The following is an 18,760-nucleotide window of genomic DNA, read 5'->3' on the forward strand; positions in this document are numbered from 1 at the left end:
AGATGAGCGACATCAAGCGTATCGAATCCGGTCAGCGGATGAGCCAGGCCGTGGTGGCGAATGGCACCGTCTGGCTGGCCGGTCAGGTGGCCGAGCCGGGCAAATCCGTGACCGAACAGACGAAAGCCATCCTGGCGCAGATCGAAACGCTGCTGAAAAAGGCCGGCACCGACAAGACGCGGATCGTCGCGGCCCAGATCTGGCTGGCGGACATGGCGGATTTCGTGGAGATGAACGCGGTTTGGGATGCATGGGTGCCCCAGGGCCACGTCCCCACGCGGGCTGCTGGCGAATCGAAACTCGCCACGCCGGATTACAAGGTCGAGATCATCGTGACCGCGGTGCTCTGACCGCTTCCAGGACCGAGCGCGCCGCGCGCAGGCCCGGCGCCTCTCCCCCCTTGCCTAGACGTTCCATCGTCAGATCCATCGCCTCGAGCTGCGCCTTGCGCGCAGTCATATCCTCGAGCGCGGTCTGCAATGCCAGGGCCATCGGGCCCGGCTGGCATTCCCGGCCCAGGAATTCCGGGACGCTGCGAGTCTCGCTGACCAGATTGACCAGCGTAACAGTGTCGGTCCGCAGCATCATGCCAACGATCAGGCGGCTCATCATCGCCATGTCATACCCGATCACCATCGGCGTCCGGTTCGCCGCAAGCTCCAGGCTGACCGTACCAGAAGCCGCCAGCGCCAGATCGGCTGCAGCAAAGGCCGCCCGCTTGTCCTCGGCATCCTCGACGACGATCGGGACGGTCGGCCAGCGGCGGGCCATGTCGCGGACCATATGCGACACACCGGGGACGGTTGGCAGGACAACGCGGATCTCCGGCACCCGGTCGCGCAGCCGGATCAGCGCCTCGTCGAATCGCCCGGCCAACCGCCCGACCTCGGATTTCCGCGAACCGGGCAGGCACAGCACCACGGGCGCATCGGTGGCAATGCCGTGAGCCGCACGGAACCGCCCGGCCTCCTCCGGACCACCGACCTCGAGTCCCACGACCGGATGCCCAACGAAGTCGCAGCTCATCCCGGCCCTCTGCATGTAAGGCGGCTCGAAGGGCAACAGGGCCAGCACATGGTCGATCACCTGGGCCATCTTCTTCGCACGCCCCGACCGCCAGGCCCAGACCGAGGGCGCGACATAATGGATCGTGCGCAGATCGGGATTGATCTCTCGTGCTGCCCGGGCGACCCGAAGGCAGAAATCCGGACTGTCGATCGTGATCAGCGCATCTGGCGCCGCCTCGGCCACCGCCGCCGCCGTTTCGGCGATCCGGCGCTTGAGATGGCGGTATTGCGGCAGCACCTCCCAGATGCCCATCAGGCTGAGCTCATCCATCGGAAACCGGCTGGCCAGCCCCTCGGATTCCATCCGCGAGCCTCCGATCCCCATGAAACCGACACCGGGCACGAGCTCTTTCAGCCCGGCCATCAGCGCCGCGCCAAGCTGATCACCCGAAGGCTCGCCCGCGATCAGAAAGAACCTCATGTCGTCCTTTCGCTTACTGCACTGCGTTATGGATATTTGAATGAAGAAGAAGACTCCAACCCTTCTTCTTCATCTAAATATCCGAATCTTCCCGCGCCCATAAGAACAGCCCTGCCGCATCGGCGCGACGAATTGCCTCGTCCCGATCGAGCAGGATCACCCCGCCCGCCTGCCATGCAATCCCGGCAAGCCCTGCCGATGCCGCCTGCGTGACACTGTCCGGACCGAGCGTCGGCAGATCGACGCGGCGATCCTGACCGGGTTTCGGGGCCTTGTAGAACACTCCTCGCGCGCCGTTCGGGTTGGGCCGCAGCCCGGCATGAGCGGCGGCGAATTCCAGCATCGCCCTGGTTCCGGGCAAGGTTTCGATGGCAAGGCACAATCCTTGCGCCACCACGGCGCCCTGCCCGATATCGAACGGTCCCAGCCCCGACAGGATATTGGCGGCCTGTTCTGCATCCCGGCGATCAGCCTCGGTCGGATTTCCGCTCAGCACCGCTTGCGAGGGAAGTAGCTCGGGAATGATGTCTTCGATGCCGCAAATCGCAAATCCATGTTCTTCAAAGACATCCAGCACCTCGCGCAGCGCCGCATCGTCCCCGGATTGCATCGCCGTCAGGATACGGGGCACCAGTTGCGCCGTGCGGGGATCGAAGGCCTCGGGATCCAGCCTCGGGCGGCGGATGGCACCGGCGAAAACCACCTTCTGCACGCCCCGTTCGAGCAATTCGTCGAGAAAGGGAACCAGCCGTTCCAACCGGAAGGGCGTGGCCGGCATATCGGGAGCGAATCCCTCCAGCGCGAAGACCAGCGGTTCATCGAGCGCGGCGATGACGGCGGGGGCGAGCGCTCCCTGCCCGGCGATAACTGCGGTGCGGGTCATGATTTCATTGTCAGGAATGAGCGGTCGGACGGACCGAGGATAAAGTCCAGCACGTCACGCTCCAATGCGGTGGTATCATCCTCGGCTCGGGCGCGGGCGGTGTCGCGGAACGATCCCTGCCCCAATGCGCCCAGCAGATCGCGAAGCGCGGCGATATCGGCCCGGCTGGCCCCCCGCCGCTTCAGGCCGACAAGGTTCAGCCCGTCCAGGTGACCGCGCGGGCCCTGGACCAGGCCGTGGGGAATGACATCCGCCGTGACCATCGTCACCGCGCCGATCATCGCCCCACGGCCGATGCGGACGAACTGATGCACACCCGAGAGCCCGCCGACGATCACGTCATCCTCGAGCATGCAATGCCCGGCGACCGACGCATTGTTGACCAGGATGACCCGGTCGCCGATCCGGCAATCATGGGCAACATGCGCGCCCGCCATGAACAACCCGTCATCGCCAATAACAGTCACGCCCCCGCCACCCTCGGTGCCGGGATTCATCGTAACATATTCGCGGATACGGTTCCGCGCGCCGATCTCCAGCCGCGCGCGCTCGCCCCGGAATTTCAGATCCTGCGGAATCTCACCGATCGAGGCAAAGGGAAACACCACCGTTTCCGCGCCGATAGACGTCTCGCCAGTCACCACGACATGGGATTTCAGCACCACCCGATCCGCCAGCCGAACCTCTGGTCCGACCACGCAGAACGGACCGATCTCGACATCCTCGCCGATCTCGGCACCGGGCTCGATGACCGCGGAGGGGTGGATTTTCGTTTCAGCCATCGGCTTTCAGATCCATCATCGCGGTGAATTCGGCCTGTGCGCAAAGCTGGCCCTCGACCGTTGCGCGGCCTTCGAATTTCCAGATCTTGCCGCCGCCGCGCGTGGCTGTCACCTGCAGTTCCAGAACATCGCCCGGCACCACCATGCGACGAAACTTGCATTTGTCGATGGCCATGAAATAGGTCAGCATCGGTTTGTCGATAAGATCCATGCTGACGCCCACAACCACTGCCGAAGTCTGTGCCATCGCCTCGATGATCGTCACGCCGGGCATGATCGGCTGACTGGGAAAATGCCCCTGGAAATGCGGTTCGTTGCAAGTAACGTTCTTGATACCCACACCGCCTTCATGAGGCACGATGTCCCGCACCTTGTCGATGAACAAAAACGGGTAGCGATGCGGAATGATCCGCTTGATTAGGCCGAGATCGGCTTCGGTATAGGGTGCGGGGTTGCGCTTTTCATCGACCATGAGCGTTCCTTGCGGCAATTTTTCCCGAGGTATCAACGAGCCCGTGGGATGGCAAGCTTAAGCCGGATCAGTCACCCGCCCGCCTTTCTGTCAGCGAGCCACTGCCTGCCCGGCCCTCTGTCAGCCATCCCGCGAGGATCAACCCCGAAATCAGTATCAGCCACACCCAACCCGGAAGCAACGGAGTTCGTTCCAAGCCGGTGACGGTTGCGGCCTCGCGCGGGGTGATGGCGATCCAGTCGCGGCTGACGCCTCGACCATGCGTGGAACGCCCGGGGACGACCGTCCGCAGATCCGGCACGCCATCCGATAGCTGCATCACTGCCCCACCGGTTGCCTCGACCAATGGAGACAGGGCTTCACCGCTGGCGACCGTCTGCTCGAATTCGCGCGGCGCGGCGGGCCCAAGTGCCAGAACACGGCGCAATTCGCCGTCCCGCAGCCGGTAGAGCCCTGGCGCGGGAGCCGTCCATTCGGCCGTGAACCGGCCCGGCCCGGCCTCTTCCAGCGCAAGTTCCTCGGTTTCGCCATCAGGGTGGGTGATCCTGACCGGTCCGGCCCGATCCTCCATGGTTCGCCGGGTAAAGCGCACATCGAGGCCGGAGACATCGGCCTGCAAGGCTTCTTCTTCCAGTTCCGGCTCCTTCATCGACCAATGCGCGATACGCCGCAGCATTTCCAACTGCGGCCCGCCGCCCTCAAAACCGCGCCCCCAGAGCCAGACCTGATCCGAGGTCAGCATGGCCACGCGCCCCTCTCCGACCCGGTCCATGACCAGCAGCGGCAAATCATCGGTGCCGGTCATCACCACCTCGGCCTCCGGGTTCGGCTGCACCTCGGCCATGCGCAGCCAGCGGCCCCAGGTTTCGCCGCCACCGTCCTCTGGCGCCCCGGGCAGGCCGGAAGTCACGGGATGGCGCCGCCCCGCCTCGGTCAGCGCGGGCGTGAACGGCTGGTCCATCACCCTGCCCGTCGGACGTGCCGGCAGGACCGATCCCAGGGGCGACAGGTTCAGGCTTTCGACGCTGGCCATTTCCGGCCCCGCCGCCACGAGGATCGCGCCGCCATTTTCCACGTAGCGAGTGATATTGCGGAAATAATCGGGCGGAAGGATTCCCCGGACGCGGTAGCGGTCGAAGATGATCAGGTCGAAATCGTCGATCCGCTCCAGGAACAATTCCCGCGTTGGAAAGGCGATCAGCGACAATTCATTTACCGGCACACCGTCGGATTTGTCGGGCGGGCGCAGGATGGTAAAATGGATCAGGTCGACCGCCGCGTCCGATTTCAGCAGGTTGCGCCAGGTGCGCTCGCCGGCATGGGGTTCTCCGGATACCAGCAAGACACGCAGTCGGTCGCGCACACCGTTGATGCTGATTGCCGCCGTATTGTTGCGGTCGGTCAACTCGCCGCCCTCGGGCGCGTCGAAACCGACCTGGACGACATTCTGCCCGGCATGTCCAAGCGTCACGGGTAGTTCCAGCGAGCGATCCATGGGCACGGCGAAGACCTGTTCATCCTCGCCATCGACGCTGATCCGCAGTCCGACCGATCCGGTCGCGGCTTCGGGCGGCACCTCGCCCTGATCCTCTACCCTCAAGCGGATCGTCACCTCCTGATCGATCATGCCAAAGGCCGGTGCCTCTTCGATCACGAGGCGGCGGTCCCAGTCCTGCGGGCGTCCGGTCAACAACGTATGGAACGGCGCCTGCAGATCGGCGGGCAACATGGCGGGGTCATGGATTCGGCCATCGGTGGCGGCGATCACCCCGGCAAGCCGTCCCTCGGGTTCCGCCGCGACTGCGCGGGTAATCGCGGTGGCCAGCAAGGTGCCGTCGGGATCGTCGCCCACGGTGACCCGCCGTAATTCCGTATTCGGCAGGGCCGAAATCTGCTGGCTGAGCCGTTCGATTGCGGCATCCGTCTGATCGCCACGCTCAGGCAAATCCTGGCTGGCGCTGCGATCATCCAGAAGGATCACGATATCCGACAGGCCCGCCCGGCTCCCCATCTCCAGAGCCGGGCCCGCAAGGGCCGCCGCCGCGGCGAGTCCCGCCAATCCTCGCCATGCCCATCCACGCAGCCCGCGCCACAGCGCAAAGCCGGCAATCAGCAGCGCGAGCCCGGCCAATGCGGCGATGGCCCACCAAGGCAATGCGGGATCGAAACGCAGCGCGGTCATGGGGCAAGCTCCTCTTCCGCGCGCAGGCGATCAAGCAGGGCGGGTACATGCACCTGATCGGATTTGTAGTTCCCCGTAAGCACATACATGATCAGGTTGATGCCGAACCTATAGGCCATTTCGCGCTGACGCTCCCCTTCCCAGCCTCCGCCGATGGGAAAACTGGGATAGCCGTTTTCATCGATCGCCCAGGCCTCGGCCCAACTGTTGCCGCCGATTACCACCGGGCTGACTCCGTCATTGAGCTGCCGGAACGGCACACCCTCATGTGCCTCTGCCCCGACCGGAGGCGCCTCAACCCAGACCGGGTGGCCTTGCCAACGACCCGGGAAATCCTCCAGCAGGTAGAAGCTGCGGGACAGGACGTGATCCTCGGGAACCGGCGCGAGCGGCGGAATCTCGAGCGGCGAAGCCAGCATCTGCAACGATTCCGACATATCCGGGCCACCCACACCGGCAATATCCCCGTCTCTGGTGTCGAACAGGATCATGCCACCTGACCGCAGGTAATGGTTCAGCCGTAGGTATGCCTGCGGGGATGGCATCGGCTGGTCCCGGGTCACCGGCCAATAGAGAAGCGTCAGCACCGAGAGGTCGTCCTCTCCGAGATCGATACTGATCGGCTCCCCTGGTTCGACCGAGGTCCGTTGCCGCAGTGATTGCGACAATCCGCGCAGCCCCTCGTAAGAGGTCTGGTCGATTTCCTCGTCCCCGGTCTCGACATAGGCCAGCGCGACCTCATCCGCAGCACGGATCAATTCGGGATCAAGAGCCCGTTCCTGCGCCGCGGCGCGCTCTCCGGACAGACCGGACAATGCGATCAGCAGGACCGCTGCAAGCCGCCCGCCACGCGCCAAAGCCGCCGAGCCCAACACATCCAGTGCAAGGATCAGCGCAGCGGCGGCCAGCAGGAAGCCCTTGAGGCTTCGCCCGGATGCCTCACCGTGGCTTTCGAGCATGGCGCCAGGCCAGTCCGCCATGGCGAAATCACCGCCCGCATTCAGCGCCACCCGCCGTTCCCCGGCGGCATAGATACCTGCCGGACGATCCGGACCCGTCCCTTTCACCAGATCCTCGGAGGGCACTGGCGCCAGGTCTTCAGCCGGGCGCGATTGGCCGAAACCGTCCAGCACGGTCTCGGGCGTCCAGAACGGATGTTCGCGGTCGTCCGCCTGCTCCTCCGCCGGACTGCTGCGGGCGGTGGCGACCAGGCGTTCCAGCATTCGCACGAACAGGCCCGAGAGCGGCAGGTTCGACCATTCGGCATTGGCGGTGACATGGAACAGCACCACCTGCCCCTGCCCCAGACGATCACGCGTGACCAGCGGGGTATTGTCGCTCAGCGAGGCAAGGCTGCGCTCGGACAGTTCGGGAGAGGGCTGCGCCATCAGTTGCGCGCGGACGGTGACGTCCTCAGGCGGTGCCAGCCCGGCAAAGGGTCCATCGGTGTCGAAGGGTTTCAGCCCGCGCGGATCGCCCCAGCTCAGCGCCCCGCCGATATCGCGCCCGCCCTGCCGCAATGTCACGGGCAAGAGCGGTTCGTCCATCAGCCCCTCGTATCCTGCCATGCGCGGCCCGGCGAAACGGATCAGCAATCCGCCCGCATCGACCCATTCGGCCAGTTCGCCGACTTCTGCCATATCGACCTGATCGGCTAGGATGATCGCATCGGGCGCGCTGTCCAGCACATCGCCCAAGCCCCCCTCGACCAGGTCACTCGTGGGAGCCAACGCGCGGCGCAGGTAGTAAAGCGGCGACAGCAGCCGCTGCCCCTCTGCATGGGCATCCGCGTCGCCGACCAGCCCGACCTTGCGCCGCTTGACGCGATCATCGGCCAGCACGACGGCCCCGGCATGTGCCTCGCCTTCGAGCTGGAAACGGGTGACGCGGTTGCGCAGCTCGGGCGGCAGATCGATGGCGGTGGGACGGGTCGTCACCCCTGCCTCGGTCACCGCGTCACCGGGAGTCAGGCGCGCCAGCTCCCGTTCGATTCCCTGTGGATCGGGTCCGATGGCGAGTATCTCGGGCGCCGCATCGTCCGAAGAGGTCAGCGTCAACGAAGGCGTGTCGCCGCCATGCAAGCCGAGCGAGCGCACCGGGCCAGCGGGCGGCACCACGGTAACGGTTCCCCGACTGGTCAGCGCCTCCAGCCACTCGGCGCGATTCGGATGATCCAGGCCATCCGCGAGCCACAGCGTCGAAAGGGAACCATCCGGCAGGTCGGCCAGCAGCGCCTCGGGATCATCGGGCAGCGCCGTCTCCCACGAGACCGGCTGTGCCGCGCGCAGACTGGCCAGCAATGTATCGGCGGGGGCGAAAATCAGCGGCTCCGAACCATCCTGCCCATCGGCGAGCAGCAGCGCGGCGGGACGACCATCAGAGGCCGCCTCGGTCAGCGCCCGCTCGGCCCGTGTCTGACGAGCCGCCCACTCGGGCGCAGCTGCCCAACCCGCATCCATCACCACCAGCAGCGGCCCGTCCGTGCTCGCACGCGGGACCGGCTTCCAGACCGGTCCAGCAAAGGCAAGGATCAGCGCGGCCACCGCCAGCAGCCGCAACAATAGCAGCCACCATGGGGTGCGACGAGCGACCGGCGTCTTGTCGGCCAATCCAAGCAGCAGGGCGACGCCCGGAAAGGCCACGCGCCGCGGTGCGGGCGGCGTGGCGCGCAGGATCAGCCACAGCACCGGCAGCGCGGCCAGCGCCGACAGCACCCAGGGGGTTGCGAAACCGATGGGACCAAGGATCAGCATCAGCCCTCCAGCACCTGGTAGAGCCAGCTCAGCGCGAGTGCCGGGGCACGGTCCGTCGTATGATGTCCGAAATGCCAGCCCGCGCTTTCGGCCTGCGCCCGCAACCAATCGCGGCGTTCGGCCAGGCGCGCCTGATAGGCGTCGCGCAGTCCCGCAGCATCACGGCTGTCATGGCGGACCGCCCCCGAGAGCGAGCGGAACAGCACCGCGCCGGAATAGGGAAAACTCTCCTCGTCCGGGTCCAGCACCTGCATCAACACGCCCCGGACGCCCAGCCCCGACGCACGGGTCAGCAGGGCCTCGAGCCATGCCGGATCGGTCAGGAAATCCGAGAGGATCACCAGGCGCTGGTTCGGTCGCAGCGCCTTTGGCGAGGGGGCGTCTTCATCTCCCTTGGCCGGAACGGCGTTGATCAGCCCTTCGGCCAGCCGCTCCGCCTGCACCCGCCCCGACCGGGCGGGCTGGCCAAGCAGCCCGACCCGCTCGCCGCCACGCAACAGCACCATGGCCAGCGCCAGCGTCAGCAATTGCGCGCGCGCGCGCTTGCTTGGCCGGTCCTGCGCGCCGGAATAGGTCATTCCCTGCCCACCCGAGGCCCATAGCACAACGGCCTGCGCCGTCTGCGCCTCGCGATCCCTGACGAATTGCGAATCCGAGCGGGCAGAGCGGCGCCAGTCGATACTGCGCGCCGTATCGCCGTGGGTCGCGGGACGGTATTGCCAGAAATCCTCGCCCGGACCGGCCCGGCGCAGGCCATGCGCACCGGGGGCGACCATCGCCGCCAGGCGCTCGGCCGACAGGATCAGGCCGGGCAGATGGGCGCTGGCGGCCTGCGCCTGCGCGCGAAGTTCCGTGGTGGTCAGTGCCAAAGCCGCCTCACGCCGCCTGACTGGAATTCAGCCGCTGCCCGACCAGCCGGTCGATCACGCCATCGATGCTTTCGCCACGGGCACGGGCCGCGAAAGACAGCGCCATGCGGTGACGAAGGACCGGTGGAGCCATCGCTTCGACATCCTCGAGCGTCGGCGCAAAGCGGCCATTCAGCACCGCCCGCGCCCGTGTCACCAGCATCAGCGCCTGTGCCGCGCGCGGGCCCGCCCCCCAGATCAGCGTGTCCGCAATGCCGCTTTCGGCTTCCGACGCGCCGGGACGGCTGGCACGGACCAGGTCGAGAATCGCCTCGACCACGGCCTCGCCCACCGGCATCTGGCGAATGAGCCGCTGCGCCGCAATCAGTCCCTCGGCATCGAAAGCCGCATGTGCGGAGCCCTCATCCGTTCCCGTCGTGGCCAGCAGGATGTCGCGCTCGGTGTCGCGGTCGGGATAATCCACGTCGATCTGTAGCAGGAACCGGTCGAGTTGCGCCTCGGGTAGCGGATAGGTGCCCTCTTGCTCGATCGGGTTCTGGGTCGCCAGCACGTGGAAAGGTCGCCCGAGCGGCCGATGCTGACCGCTTACCGTCACTTCGCGCTCCTGCATCGCCTGCAACAGCGCCGATTGCGTGCGGGGCGAGGCGCGGTTGATCTCGTCGGCCATCAGAAGCTGGGTGAACACCGGACCTTCGATAAAGCGGAACGCACGACTGCCATCGGTAAGCACGTCCAGCACTTCCGATCCAAGGATATCGGCGGGCATCAGGTCGGGGGTGAACTGCACCCGCTGGTTATCCAGCCCCAGCACGGTGGCCAGCGTGTCCACCAGCATCGTCTTGCCCAGCCCCGGCTGACCGACCAAAAGCGCGTGACCGCCCGACAGAATCGCCGCCAGAACCTGCTCTACCACCGCGTGCTGTCCGACAAAGCGCCGCTCGATACTGCTGCGTGCCTCGGCAAGGCGCTGCCCGAGCGCCTCGACCTCCTGCACCAGAATTTCATCCGAAGTCATGACAATGCCCTTCTGCTGCTCTAGACCGGAGCATAGGGAAGTCATCAAGGGGCGACCATATCGAATGCCGGATCAGATTGACAATAATGTGAGCGCCGACGGAATTGCCGCCGCTGCCAGCAAGGCGGCCAAAAAAGGCGGATTGCCGCCGGTGCATCTGTGGGACCCGCCATTCTGCGGCGATCTGGACATGGAGATTCGCGCCGACGGGACGTGGTTCTACGAGGGCACGCCGATCGGGCGGCCCGCGATGGTGCGGCTGTTCTCGACCGTGCTGAAACGCGAGGATGACAAGTTCTTCCTTGTGACCCCGGTAGAAAAGGTGGGCATCCGCGTCGAGGATGCGCCCTTTATCGCCATCGATGCCGATATCGCACCGGACCGGATCACCTTCACCACCAATGTCGATGACGAGGTGATCGCCGATACCGATCACCCGATCGTCATTCGCGGCGACAAGGCCGAGCCGCGGCCCTATGTTCATGTCCGTGCGGGGCTTGAAGCCCTGATAGACCGCAAGACATTCTACCGGCTGGCCGCGGCCGCCGAGGACGGGCCGGATGGGCGTGCGGGCGTCCGTTCGGGCGGGCAGTTCTTCGCGCTGGAGTTCTGATGCTCGATGCCGCATTTTGCAGCGAATCTCACCAAGCTTTTCACCGAAATTCCCATGGAGCAACGCTTCGCGGCGGCTGCCGAGGCCGGCTTCACCGGCGTCGAGATCCTGTTTCCCTACGACATTCCCGCCGCCACGCTGTCGCGCAAGGCCATCAAGGCGGGGTTGGAGATCGTGCTGATCAACACCCCGCCTCCGAACTGGGCGGGCGGCCCGCGGGGATTCGCTGCGGTTCCGGGCTTCGAGGAACGCTTTCGCCAGGATTTCGACCGGGCCCTGCGCTTTGCGAGGTCGCTGCAATCGCGGCATATTCATATCATGGCCGGCACGACAAATGACCGCGACGCACGGGCTACATTCATCGACAACCTTGCCTGGGCCGCCGAGCGCGCACCGCATGCCAGTCTCACGATCGAGGTCATCAACCGGACAGATATGCCCGGCTATTTCCTGGCGGATTTCGATCTGGCGGCGGGAATCATCGCCGAACTCGGCGTGCGGAACCTGGGACTGCAATTCGACGCCTATCACGCCCAAGCAATCACCGGCGACGCGATAGGGACATGGCGAAAATATGCCCCTGTTATCAGGCACATCCAGATTGCGGGCTATCCCGGCCGCCACGAACCAGCGGGCGGAGAAATCGACTATCCGGCGTTTTTCGCAGAGCTGGACGCCTCGGGCTATCGCGGTTGGGTAAGCGCGGAATACGACCCCGAACACCTGACCGAAAACGGGTTGGGCTGGCTGCCGCTTGGGTGACCGAACCATGCCGCGCAGGGGAACCGGATCGATTTCCACCCGTTACCTCCTGGAGAACGCGGCGAAAGCTGCTACTGACAATGGCAACAAAGGAGCCGACACATGAACTCCATCATCTATATCATCGGTCTCGTGGTCGTGGTGCTGTTCATCCTGTCCTTCCTCGGGCTGCGCTGAACCGAGGCGGCGGGGCTTCGCCGCCCCACCCGAGGGACGGCGTGCAACGGCTGCGCACGCCGGTCGGATGCAACGCTCGCCGCAACGCACGCGGCTTGACCAGCATTTGCTGGGAAATCCATTGCACAATGCGTACACCGCGTGTGCACAACATGTGCACAGGGCGTACACCGCTGTTGCATTGGACGCGGAGACATCACGAGTTCGTGAGGGCTGATTGGGCGGGTTCCGACTGCGGCGGGAATGTCGGATTTGCGGACGAAGCAGACTTTGAAGTTGACTGCCTAAGTACTAAGCTTTCGGCAGTGATTTATGGGGGCTAGTAGATGATCAGAAAGATATTTTCCTTGGTTTCTCTCGGGCTCGCATTCGCTTTTGGGTACTTGTACTACGTCGAGTATTTCAAATGGCGCAGTTGTTTCAATGAACTCGGCCGGTGCTTCGACGACGACGCGGGTGTCGTATATTTCGAGCAATCAGGGGTCGTATGGCTCTTACTCGCTGTGTTGGCACTTGGTGTAGGGCTCTACAGTGCTTGGCATCTGAGCTAACCCTAAACGGTAATCTGGGCTCAATCCGGTCGCTATCGCCGACAGTCATCTCGCGTTCAACCGGATGACGGCGAAGCGAAACATTGACACACATCATGGCCCCTCATAGAATCTCGACTGTCTGAAACAGGTTAGGTTCGGGACGGTTGGCCCGGCCCCCGCAAAGCGGGTCCTTCTGTCGCGATGGCGATGGCCCAAGACTATCAGGGTGACCGCATGGTGCGGACACCGATAGAAAGGGCTTGGACATGAAACCTCGTATTTCCGTTCTGACACTAGGCGTTGCCGATCTGGAGCAGTCGCTTGCGTTCTATCGTGACGGACTCGGTCTGCCGACCGATGGCATCGTCGGGCAAGAGTTCGAACATGGTGCCGTTGCTTTTTTCGAACTGTCCGGCGGCCTCAAGCTGGCAATCTGGGCGCAGGCGGATCTTGCCCATGACACCGGGCTGCCCAGTCTGCCGGTCAGTTCGACCTCGCTCAGCATCGGCCATAATGTTCACAGACGGGAAGAGGTGGACGCGATTCTGGATACGGCGAAGCGGGCCGGTGCGGATATCATCAAACCCGCACAGGATACGTTCTACGGCGGCTACGCGGGATATTTCCGGGACCCGAACGGGCATCTCTGGGAGATCGTGTGGAACCCGGAAATGCTGCCGGCCGAAGAGTGATAATCCTGCGGCTAGCTGGCGACCTGTCAAAGCATGTCCGGCGAGGCGGGGCACCGGGTCTGCGGGTGGCCAGCCACGGCGGGGGCTTGTCAGGCCATCGACCCCACCGACCGGCCTTGGGCAAGGAGACGCGAAGCGGCCGTTATCGGCACAGCACCCGCCGCGCTATCTCTCATGCATGCGCATGTGCTATAGTTCCGCCACTGTCACGACATGTGAAAGGAGACAATGCCATGAAACGCCTGAGCCTTGCCCTGGCACTCGCCGCGTTTGCCGCCAGTCCCGCCCTTGCCTTCCAATGTCCTGCGGATATGAGCCAGATCGACGCCGCGCTGGAAACCGCCTCGCTCTCTGAAGAAGAGCTTGCAAGGGTGAAGGAATTGCGCGCCCTCGGAGAGACCGAGCACGAGACCGGCGATCACCAGGCCGCGGTCGACGCGCTGGCCGAGGCAAAAGAGATTCTCGGCCTCTGAACCAGGGGCCGCTGACGAAGGGGAATGTCACGGCAACCGGGATCGAGAACCGCTTGGCGCCGTCCAGTTCCGATGCGGCGTCTCGTATCGCGGCTGCCATGATGACGAAACGGTATTTGGCAGCCGGATCTCCGAATATGGCCAAGGGCCTCTGCCCTGGCATTCTTCATCTGCATCATGCCCGGCGGCACTGCATGCCGTGATTTTGGACGGGCGAATGATCGGTGGCGGACAGCTGCATGGCGCATAGAACCCGTTCCCGTTCTTCGCTCAGGATCACTTTCGGCTGGCTTTTCCTCCGCCGCTCGGCTAGGGCAGCGGCGCAAACCGGAAGGCTACCCAAATGGACACCCGCAATATCGCCATCATCGCCCATGTCGACCACGGCAAGACCACGCTGGTTGACCAGTTGCTCAGGCAATCGGGATCCTTCCGCGAAAACCAGGCCGTGGCCGAGCGCGCCATGGACAGCAACGATATCGAACGCGAGCGCGGCATCACCATCCTCGCCAAGGCGACCTCGGTCGAGTGGAAGGGCACGCGGATCAATATCGTCGATACGCCGGGCCATGCCGATTTCGGCGGCGAGGTCGAGCGCATCCTGTCGATGGTCGATGGGGTCTGCCTGCTGGTCGATGCCGCAGAAGGCCCGATGCCGCAGACGAAATTCGTCACCTCCAAGGCGCTGGCGCTCGGGCTGCGCCCGATCGTGGTGTTGAACAAGGTGGACAAGCCCGCCGCAGAGCCCGACGACGCGCTGACCGACGTGTTCGACCTGTTCGCCAATCTGGGCGCCAGCGACGAGCAACTGGATTTCCCGCATCTCTATGCATCCGGCATCGGGGGATGGGCGGATGAGGCGCTTGACGGACCGCGTCAGGACATGACCGCACTGTTCGACATGATCCTGCGCCATGTCGATGCTCCGAAACAGGTTGGCCGTGCGGATGAGCCGTTCCAGATGCTGGCAACCACGCTGGGCGCCGATCCGTTCCTTGGCCGGTTGCTGACTGGTCGTGTCGAATCGGGCCGCGCCAAGGCGGGCGACACGCTGAAGGCGCTGAGCCGCGATGGCAAGCGGGTCGAGCAGTTCCGCATTTCCAAGGTTCTGGCCGCCCGCGGGCTGAACCAGCAACCCATCGACGAGGCCGTGGCGGGCGATATCGTCACGATTTCGGGCATGACCAAGGCGACGGTTTCGGATACGCTCTGCGCCCCCGAGGTCGAGACCGCCCTGCCCTCGCAGCCCATCGATCCGCCGACGATCAGCGTCACCTTCGGCATCAATGACAGCCCGCTGGCGGGGCGCGACGGCAAGAAGGTGCAGTCGCGCGTCATCCGCGAGCGGCTGATGAAAGAGGCCGAATCAAACGTCGCCATCCGTGTCGATGACACGCCGGGGGGCGAGGCATTCGTCGTCTCGGGTCGGGGCGAATTGCAGATGGGCGTGCTGATCGAGAACATGCGCCGCGAAGGCTTCGAGCTGTCGATCAGCCGGCCGCGGGTGATCTTCCAGGAGGAAGACGGTCAGCGGATGGAGCCCATCGAGGAAGTCATCATCGATGTCGATGACGATTATACCGGCGCGGTGATCGAGAAGCTGACCGGCGACCGCAAGGGTGAGATGGTGGACATGCGCCCGGCGGGCCACGGCAAAACCCGGATCATCGCCCATGTGCCGTCGCGCGGGCTGATCGGCTATCACGGCGAATTCATGACCGATACGCGCGGCAATGGTGTGCTGAACCGGATTTTCCATGGTTGGGCGTCCTACAAGGGTTCGATCCAGGGTCGCCGCCAGGGCGTGCTGATCTCGATGGAGGACGGGGTCTCGGTTGCCTATGCGCTATGGAACCTGGAAGAGCGCGGCAAGATGTTCATCGGCGCGCAGGAACAGATTTACCAGGGCATGATCATCGGCGAGCATTCGCGTGACAACGACCTGGAAGTGAACCCGCTGAAGGGCAAGAAGCTGACAAACGTGCGGGCCTCGGGCACCGATGACGCGGTTCGGCTGACCCCGCCGATGCGTTTGTCGCTGGAAGAGGCGATTGCCTATATCAACGACGACGAGTTGGTCGAGGTGACTCCCAAGAGCATCAGGCTGCGCAAGCGTCATCTCGACCCGCATGAACGCAAGCGGCAGGCCCGCAGCGACGGGTGAGTCCGGCAGGATCGGCGCTTTACAGCCTTTTCGGGGACGATATGTAAACTTGTCGCCAAACGGGCATTCCGCTTCGGCTTGTGATGCGTTATCCCGCTCGCAACCCATGCATGACGAGAAGGCAGGATTCCCGTGACCGATCACATCATCAAGGATATTTCGCTTGCCGATTACGGCCGCCGCGAACTTGACATCGCCGAGACGGAGATGCCGGGCCTGATGGCGCTTCGTGCGGAATATGGCGCGGCGCAGCCGCTGAAGGGCGCGCGGATCGCGGGTTCGTTGCACATGACGATCCAGACGGCGGTGCTGATCGAGACGCTGGTCGCGCTCGGTGCCGAGGTGCGGTGGGCGTCGTGCAACATCTTCTCGACCCAGGACCACGCCGCGGCCGCGATCGCCGCCGGGGGCACCCCGGTCTTCGCCATCAAGGGCGAAACGCTGGAGGAATACTGGGATTACTGCGACCGCATCTTCCTGTTCGAGGAGGGCGCCAACCTGATCCTCGACGATGGCGGCGACGCGACGCTCTACATCCTCCTGGGCGCGCGGGTGGAGGCCGGCGAGACCGACCTGATCGAAACGCCGACCAGCGAAGAGGAAGAGGCGCTGTTTGCCCAGATCAAGAAGCGGATGGCGGCAAGCCCCGGCTGGTTCACCAGGCAGCGCGACCAGCTGCAAGGCGTCAGTGAAGAAACCACGACCGGCGTGCACCGCCTCTATGACCTGCACAAGAAAGGGCTGCTGCCCTTCCCGGCGATCAACGTCAATGACAGCGTCACCAAGTCGAAATTCGACAATAAATACGGCTGCAAGGAATCGCTGGTCGACGGCATCCGCCGCGCCACCGACACGATGATGGCCGGCAAGACCGCCCTGGTCTGCGGCTATGGCGATGTCGGCAAGGGTTCGGCGGCAAGCCTGCGCGGCGCCGGTGCGCGGGTGAAGGTGACCGAAGTCGATCCGATCTGCGCGCTACAGGCGGCGATGGACGGGTTCGAGGTGGTGACGCTGGAAGACGTGGTGGCCTCTGCCGATATCTTCATTACCACCACCGGCAATCGCGACGTGATCCGCATCGAGCATATGCGCGAGATGAAGGACATGGCGATCGTCGGCAATATCGGCCATTTCGACAACGAGATCCAGGTCGCGGCGCTGAAGAACCACAAATGGACCAATATCAAGGATCAGGTGGACATGATCGAGATGCCTTCGGGCAGCCGGATCATCCTGCTCTCCGAGGGGCGTCTGCTGAACCTCGGCAACGCGACCGGGCATCCGTCCTTCGTGATGTCGGCCAGCTTCACCAACCAGGTGCTCGCCCAGATCGAGCTGTGGACCAAGGGCGATGAATACCGGCCCGGCGTCTACATCCTGCCGAAAGCACTGGATGAAAAAGTCGCGAGGCTGCATCTGGACAAGATCGGGGTAAAGCTGACACAACTGTCCCCGGAGCAGGCCGAATATATCGGTGTGACACCCGAAGGCCCCTTCAAATCAGATCATTACCGGTACTGAGCCATGACCGAATATTCGCTGTTCACCTCGGAATCCGTCTCCGAGGGCCATCCCGACAAGATTGCCGACCAGATCTCGGACGCGATCCTCGACGCCATCATGGCCGAAGACGCACGGGCTCGCGTCGCCTGCGAGACGATGGTGAAAACCGGTGTCGCGATCATCTCGGGAGAGATAACCACCAGCGCTTGGGTGGATCTGGAATCGATCGTGCGCGAGGTCATCAATGATATCGGCTACGATTCCTCCGAGGTAGGTTTCGATGGGGCGACCTGTTCGGTCATCAATATCATCGGCAAGCAATCGCCCGAGATCAACCAGGGCGTCGACCGCGAAAAGCTCGAAGAGCAGGGTGCCGGCGACCAGGGGCTGATGTTCGGCTATGCCTCGGACGAGACCGATGTGCTGATGCCCGCCCCGATCACCTATGCGCATCGCCTGGTCGAGCGGCAGTCCAAGGTTCGCCGCAACGGCATCCTGCCATGGCTGCGCCCGGACGCGAAATCGCAGGTGACATTGCGTTACGGCGCGGATGGCCGGCCCGAGGGCATCGATGCCGTGGTACTATCGACCCAGCATAACCCGGATATCGCGCTGGCCGATCTGCGCGAGGCGGTGATCGAAGAGATCATCAGGCCGGTCCTGCCCACCGAATGGCTGTCGAGCGAGACGAAATATCTGATCAACCCGACCGGTAAATTCGTCATTGGCGGCCCGGTGGGCGATTGCGGCCTGACCGGGCGCAAGATCATCGTCGACAGCTATGGCGGCATGGCCCGTCACGGCGGCGGAGCCTTTTCCGGCAAGGATCCCTCCAAGGTGGACCGCTCGGCCGCCTATGCGGGGCGTTGGGTGGCCAAGAATATCGTGGCGGCGGGGCTGGCCAGCCGGTGCGAGATCCAGGTGAGCTATGCCATTGGCGAGGCCCAACCGACCTCGATCTCGCTGAATACCTTCGGAACGGAAACTGTTCCGCATGACAGGATCGTCGCGGCGGTGCGCGAGGTGTTCGACCTGCGCCCCTTCGCGATCATTCGTGACCTGGACCTGCTGCACCCGATCTATCGCCCCACGGCCAGCTATGGCCATTTCGGGCGCGATCCCTACACGTTGAACGGCGCCATCGCGTTCAGCTGGGAAAAGACCGATCGGGCAGAGGCGCTGAAGGCGGCGGTCAGCTGATTCCACGAAACGGGCGCAGCAGCCTTTCGGGACTCTGCCCCGTCGCCGTTCCGGCGACTCCCCGGGATATTTGGATGAAGAAGAAGGGTCGCACGGTTTTGAAATCCTCCCAATTCGTGCCGCCTCGTTCTTCTTTACTGAACCCAGTTTTCCAGTCCGAACCTCGGGCGAGAGGTTCGGGCAGGTCGCGCCATGGGTT

16 protein-coding genes are annotated in these 18,760 nt (G+C 64.2%); 8 read left to right on the forward strand and 8 right to left on the reverse strand.

Going from position 1 to position 18,760, the window contains the following annotated elements:
* Positions 1 to 2: 2 nt before the first annotated feature.
* Positions 3 to 350, forward strand: a complete 348-nt coding sequence (locus tag JHX88_RS16135; protein ID WP_076526772.1) for a RidA family protein — start codon at positions 3 to 5, stop codon at positions 348 to 350.
* Here JHX88_RS16135 and lpxB read toward each other — a convergent pair.
* The 8 genes from lpxB to JHX88_RS16175 all read right to left on the reverse strand — a co-directional run bounded on the left by lpxB (position 328) and on the right by JHX88_RS16175 (position 10,444).
* Positions 328 to 1,488, reverse strand: coding sequence for a lipid-A-disaccharide synthase (gene lpxB, locus JHX88_RS16140; protein ID WP_076526773.1), 1,161 nt, complete (start codon positions 1,486 to 1,488; stop codon positions 328 to 330). The genes JHX88_RS16135 and lpxB overlap by 23 nt on opposite strands.
* 73 nt (positions 1,489 to 1,561) lie before the next feature.
* The gene (locus JHX88_RS16145; RefSeq protein ID WP_076526774.1) at positions 1,562 to 2,371 is read right to left on the reverse strand and encodes an LpxI family protein; all 810 of its coding nucleotides are present in this window, start codon (positions 2,369 to 2,371) and stop codon (positions 1,562 to 1,564) included.
* Positions 2,368 to 3,153, reverse strand: a complete 786-nt coding sequence (gene lpxA / locus JHX88_RS16150) for an acyl-ACP--UDP-N-acetylglucosamine O-acyltransferase (RefSeq protein WP_076526775.1) — start codon at positions 3,151 to 3,153, stop codon at positions 2,368 to 2,370. Before lpxA ends, JHX88_RS16145 begins: the two co-directional genes overlap by 4 nt.
* The gene (gene fabZ, locus JHX88_RS16155; protein ID WP_076526776.1) at positions 3,146 to 3,625 is read right to left on the reverse strand and encodes a 3-hydroxyacyl-ACP dehydratase FabZ; all 480 of its coding nucleotides are present in this window, start codon (positions 3,623 to 3,625) and stop codon (positions 3,146 to 3,148) included. Before fabZ ends, lpxA begins: the two co-directional genes overlap by 8 nt.
* A gap of 67 nt (positions 3,626 to 3,692) precedes the next feature.
* On the reverse strand, positions 3,693 to 5,807 hold the full coding sequence (locus JHX88_RS16160; RefSeq protein WP_076526777.1) for a hypothetical protein: 2,115 nt from the start codon (positions 5,805 to 5,807) through the stop codon (positions 3,693 to 3,695).
* A complete protein-coding gene (locus JHX88_RS16165; RefSeq protein WP_076526778.1) occupies positions 5,804 to 8,560 on the reverse strand; it encodes a DUF4159 domain-containing protein in 2,757 nt (918 codons plus the stop codon). Before JHX88_RS16165 ends, JHX88_RS16160 begins: the two co-directional genes overlap by 4 nt.
* Positions 8,560 to 9,429, reverse strand: a complete 870-nt coding sequence (locus tag JHX88_RS16170; protein WP_272848062.1) for a DUF58 domain-containing protein — start codon at positions 9,427 to 9,429, stop codon at positions 8,560 to 8,562. The genes JHX88_RS16165 and JHX88_RS16170 overlap by 1 nt, the downstream gene beginning before the upstream one ends.
* 7 nt (positions 9,430 to 9,436) lie before the next feature.
* Positions 9,437 to 10,444: an AAA family ATPase gene (locus JHX88_RS16175; protein WP_076526779.1), complete on the reverse strand. Its 1,008-nt coding sequence runs from the start codon at positions 10,442 to 10,444 to the stop codon at positions 9,437 to 9,439.
* 64 nt (positions 10,445 to 10,508) lie between these two features.
* Here JHX88_RS16175 and JHX88_RS16180 point away from each other — a divergent pair, with 64 nt between their 5' ends.
* From JHX88_RS16180 to metK, 7 genes are all read left to right on the forward strand, one after another.
* A complete protein-coding gene (locus JHX88_RS16180) occupies positions 10,509 to 11,057 on the forward strand; it encodes a DUF1285 domain-containing protein (protein ID WP_076526780.1) in 549 nt (182 codons plus the stop codon).
* A 6-nt stretch (positions 11,058 to 11,063) separates the two neighbouring features.
* Positions 11,064 to 11,819 carry a hydroxypyruvate isomerase family protein gene (locus JHX88_RS16185; protein ID WP_076526781.1) on the forward strand — a complete coding sequence of 252 codons (756 nt, stop codon included), beginning with the start codon at positions 11,064 to 11,066 and terminating at the stop codon, positions 11,817 to 11,819.
* A gap of 976 nt (positions 11,820 to 12,795) precedes the next feature.
* Complete coding sequence (locus JHX88_RS16190; RefSeq protein ID WP_076526783.1) at positions 12,796 to 13,221, forward strand: VOC family protein; 426 nt, start codon at positions 12,796 to 12,798, stop codon at positions 13,219 to 13,221.
* Between the two features lie 233 nt (positions 13,222 to 13,454).
* Positions 13,455 to 13,694: a hypothetical protein gene (locus JHX88_RS16195; protein ID WP_076526784.1), complete on the forward strand. Its 240-nt coding sequence runs from the start codon at positions 13,455 to 13,457 to the stop codon at positions 13,692 to 13,694.
* Positions 13,695 to 14,037: 343 nt separating this feature from the next.
* On the forward strand, positions 14,038 to 15,858 hold the full coding sequence (typA, locus tag JHX88_RS16200; protein WP_076526785.1) for a translational GTPase TypA: 1,821 nt from the start codon (positions 14,038 to 14,040) through the stop codon (positions 15,856 to 15,858).
* Positions 15,859 to 15,990: 132 nt separating this feature from the next.
* Positions 15,991 to 17,379: an adenosylhomocysteinase gene (ahcY, locus tag JHX88_RS16205; protein ID WP_272848063.1), complete on the forward strand. Its 1,389-nt coding sequence runs from the start codon at positions 15,991 to 15,993 to the stop codon at positions 17,377 to 17,379.
* Between the two features lie 3 nt (positions 17,380 to 17,382).
* Positions 17,383 to 18,561 (forward strand): methionine adenosyltransferase, encoded by a 1,179-nt coding sequence (metK, locus tag JHX88_RS16210; RefSeq protein WP_076524583.1) that lies wholly within the window; start codon positions 17,383 to 17,385, stop codon positions 18,559 to 18,561.
* The last annotated feature ends 199 nt before the right edge of the window (positions 18,562 to 18,760 follow it).

Source organism: Paracoccus saliphilus (assembly GCF_028553805.1).
In the GTDB taxonomy this organism is placed as follows: Bacteria; Pseudomonadota; Alphaproteobacteria; order Rhodobacterales; family Rhodobacteraceae; genus Paracoccus; species Paracoccus saliphilus.

Bases quoted from the DNA above. Each gene is read 5' to 3' on its own strand.
- JHX88_RS16175 (WP_076526779.1), bottom strand. From the start codon at position 10,444: ATGACTTCGGATGAAATTCTGGTGCAGGAGGTCGAGGCGCTCGGGCAG.
- lpxA (WP_076526775.1), bottom strand. From the start codon at position 3,153: ATGGCTGAAACGAAAATCCACCCCTCCGCGGTCATCGAGCCCGGTGCC.
- metK (WP_076524583.1), top strand. From the start codon at position 17,383: ATGACCGAATATTCGCTGTTCACCTCGGAATCCGTCTCCGAGGGCCAT.
- JHX88_RS16145 (WP_076526774.1), bottom strand. From the start codon at position 2,371: ATGACCCGCACCGCAGTTATCGCCGGGCAGGGAGCGCTCGCCCCCGCC.
- typA (WP_076526785.1), top strand. From the start codon at position 14,038: ATGGACACCCGCAATATCGCCATCATCGCCCATGTCGACCACGGCAAG.
- JHX88_RS16165 (WP_076526778.1), bottom strand. From the start codon at position 8,560: ATGCTGATCCTTGGTCCCATCGGTTTCGCAACCCCCTGGGTGCTGTCG.
- JHX88_RS16185 (WP_076526781.1), top strand. From the start codon at position 11,064: ATGCCGCATTTTGCAGCGAATCTCACCAAGCTTTTCACCGAAATTCCC.
- fabZ (WP_076526776.1), bottom strand. From the start codon at position 3,625: ATGGTCGATGAAAAGCGCAACCCCGCACCCTATACCGAAGCCGATCTC.
- JHX88_RS16160 (WP_076526777.1), bottom strand. From the start codon at position 5,807: ATGACCGCGCTGCGTTTCGATCCCGCATTGCCTTGGTGGGCCATCGCC.
- JHX88_RS16190 (WP_076526783.1), top strand. From the start codon at position 12,796: ATGAAACCTCGTATTTCCGTTCTGACACTAGGCGTTGCCGATCTGGAG.
- lpxB (WP_076526773.1), bottom strand. From the start codon at position 1,488: ATGAGGTTCTTTCTGATCGCGGGCGAGCCTTCGGGTGATCAGCTTGGC.
- JHX88_RS16180 (WP_076526780.1), top strand. From the start codon at position 10,509: ATGCCGGATCAGATTGACAATAATGTGAGCGCCGACGGAATTGCCGCC.
- JHX88_RS16135 (WP_076526772.1), top strand. From the start codon at position 3: ATGAGCGACATCAAGCGTATCGAATCCGGTCAGCGGATGAGCCAGGCC.
- JHX88_RS16195 (WP_076526784.1), top strand. From the start codon at position 13,455: ATGAAACGCCTGAGCCTTGCCCTGGCACTCGCCGCGTTTGCCGCCAGT.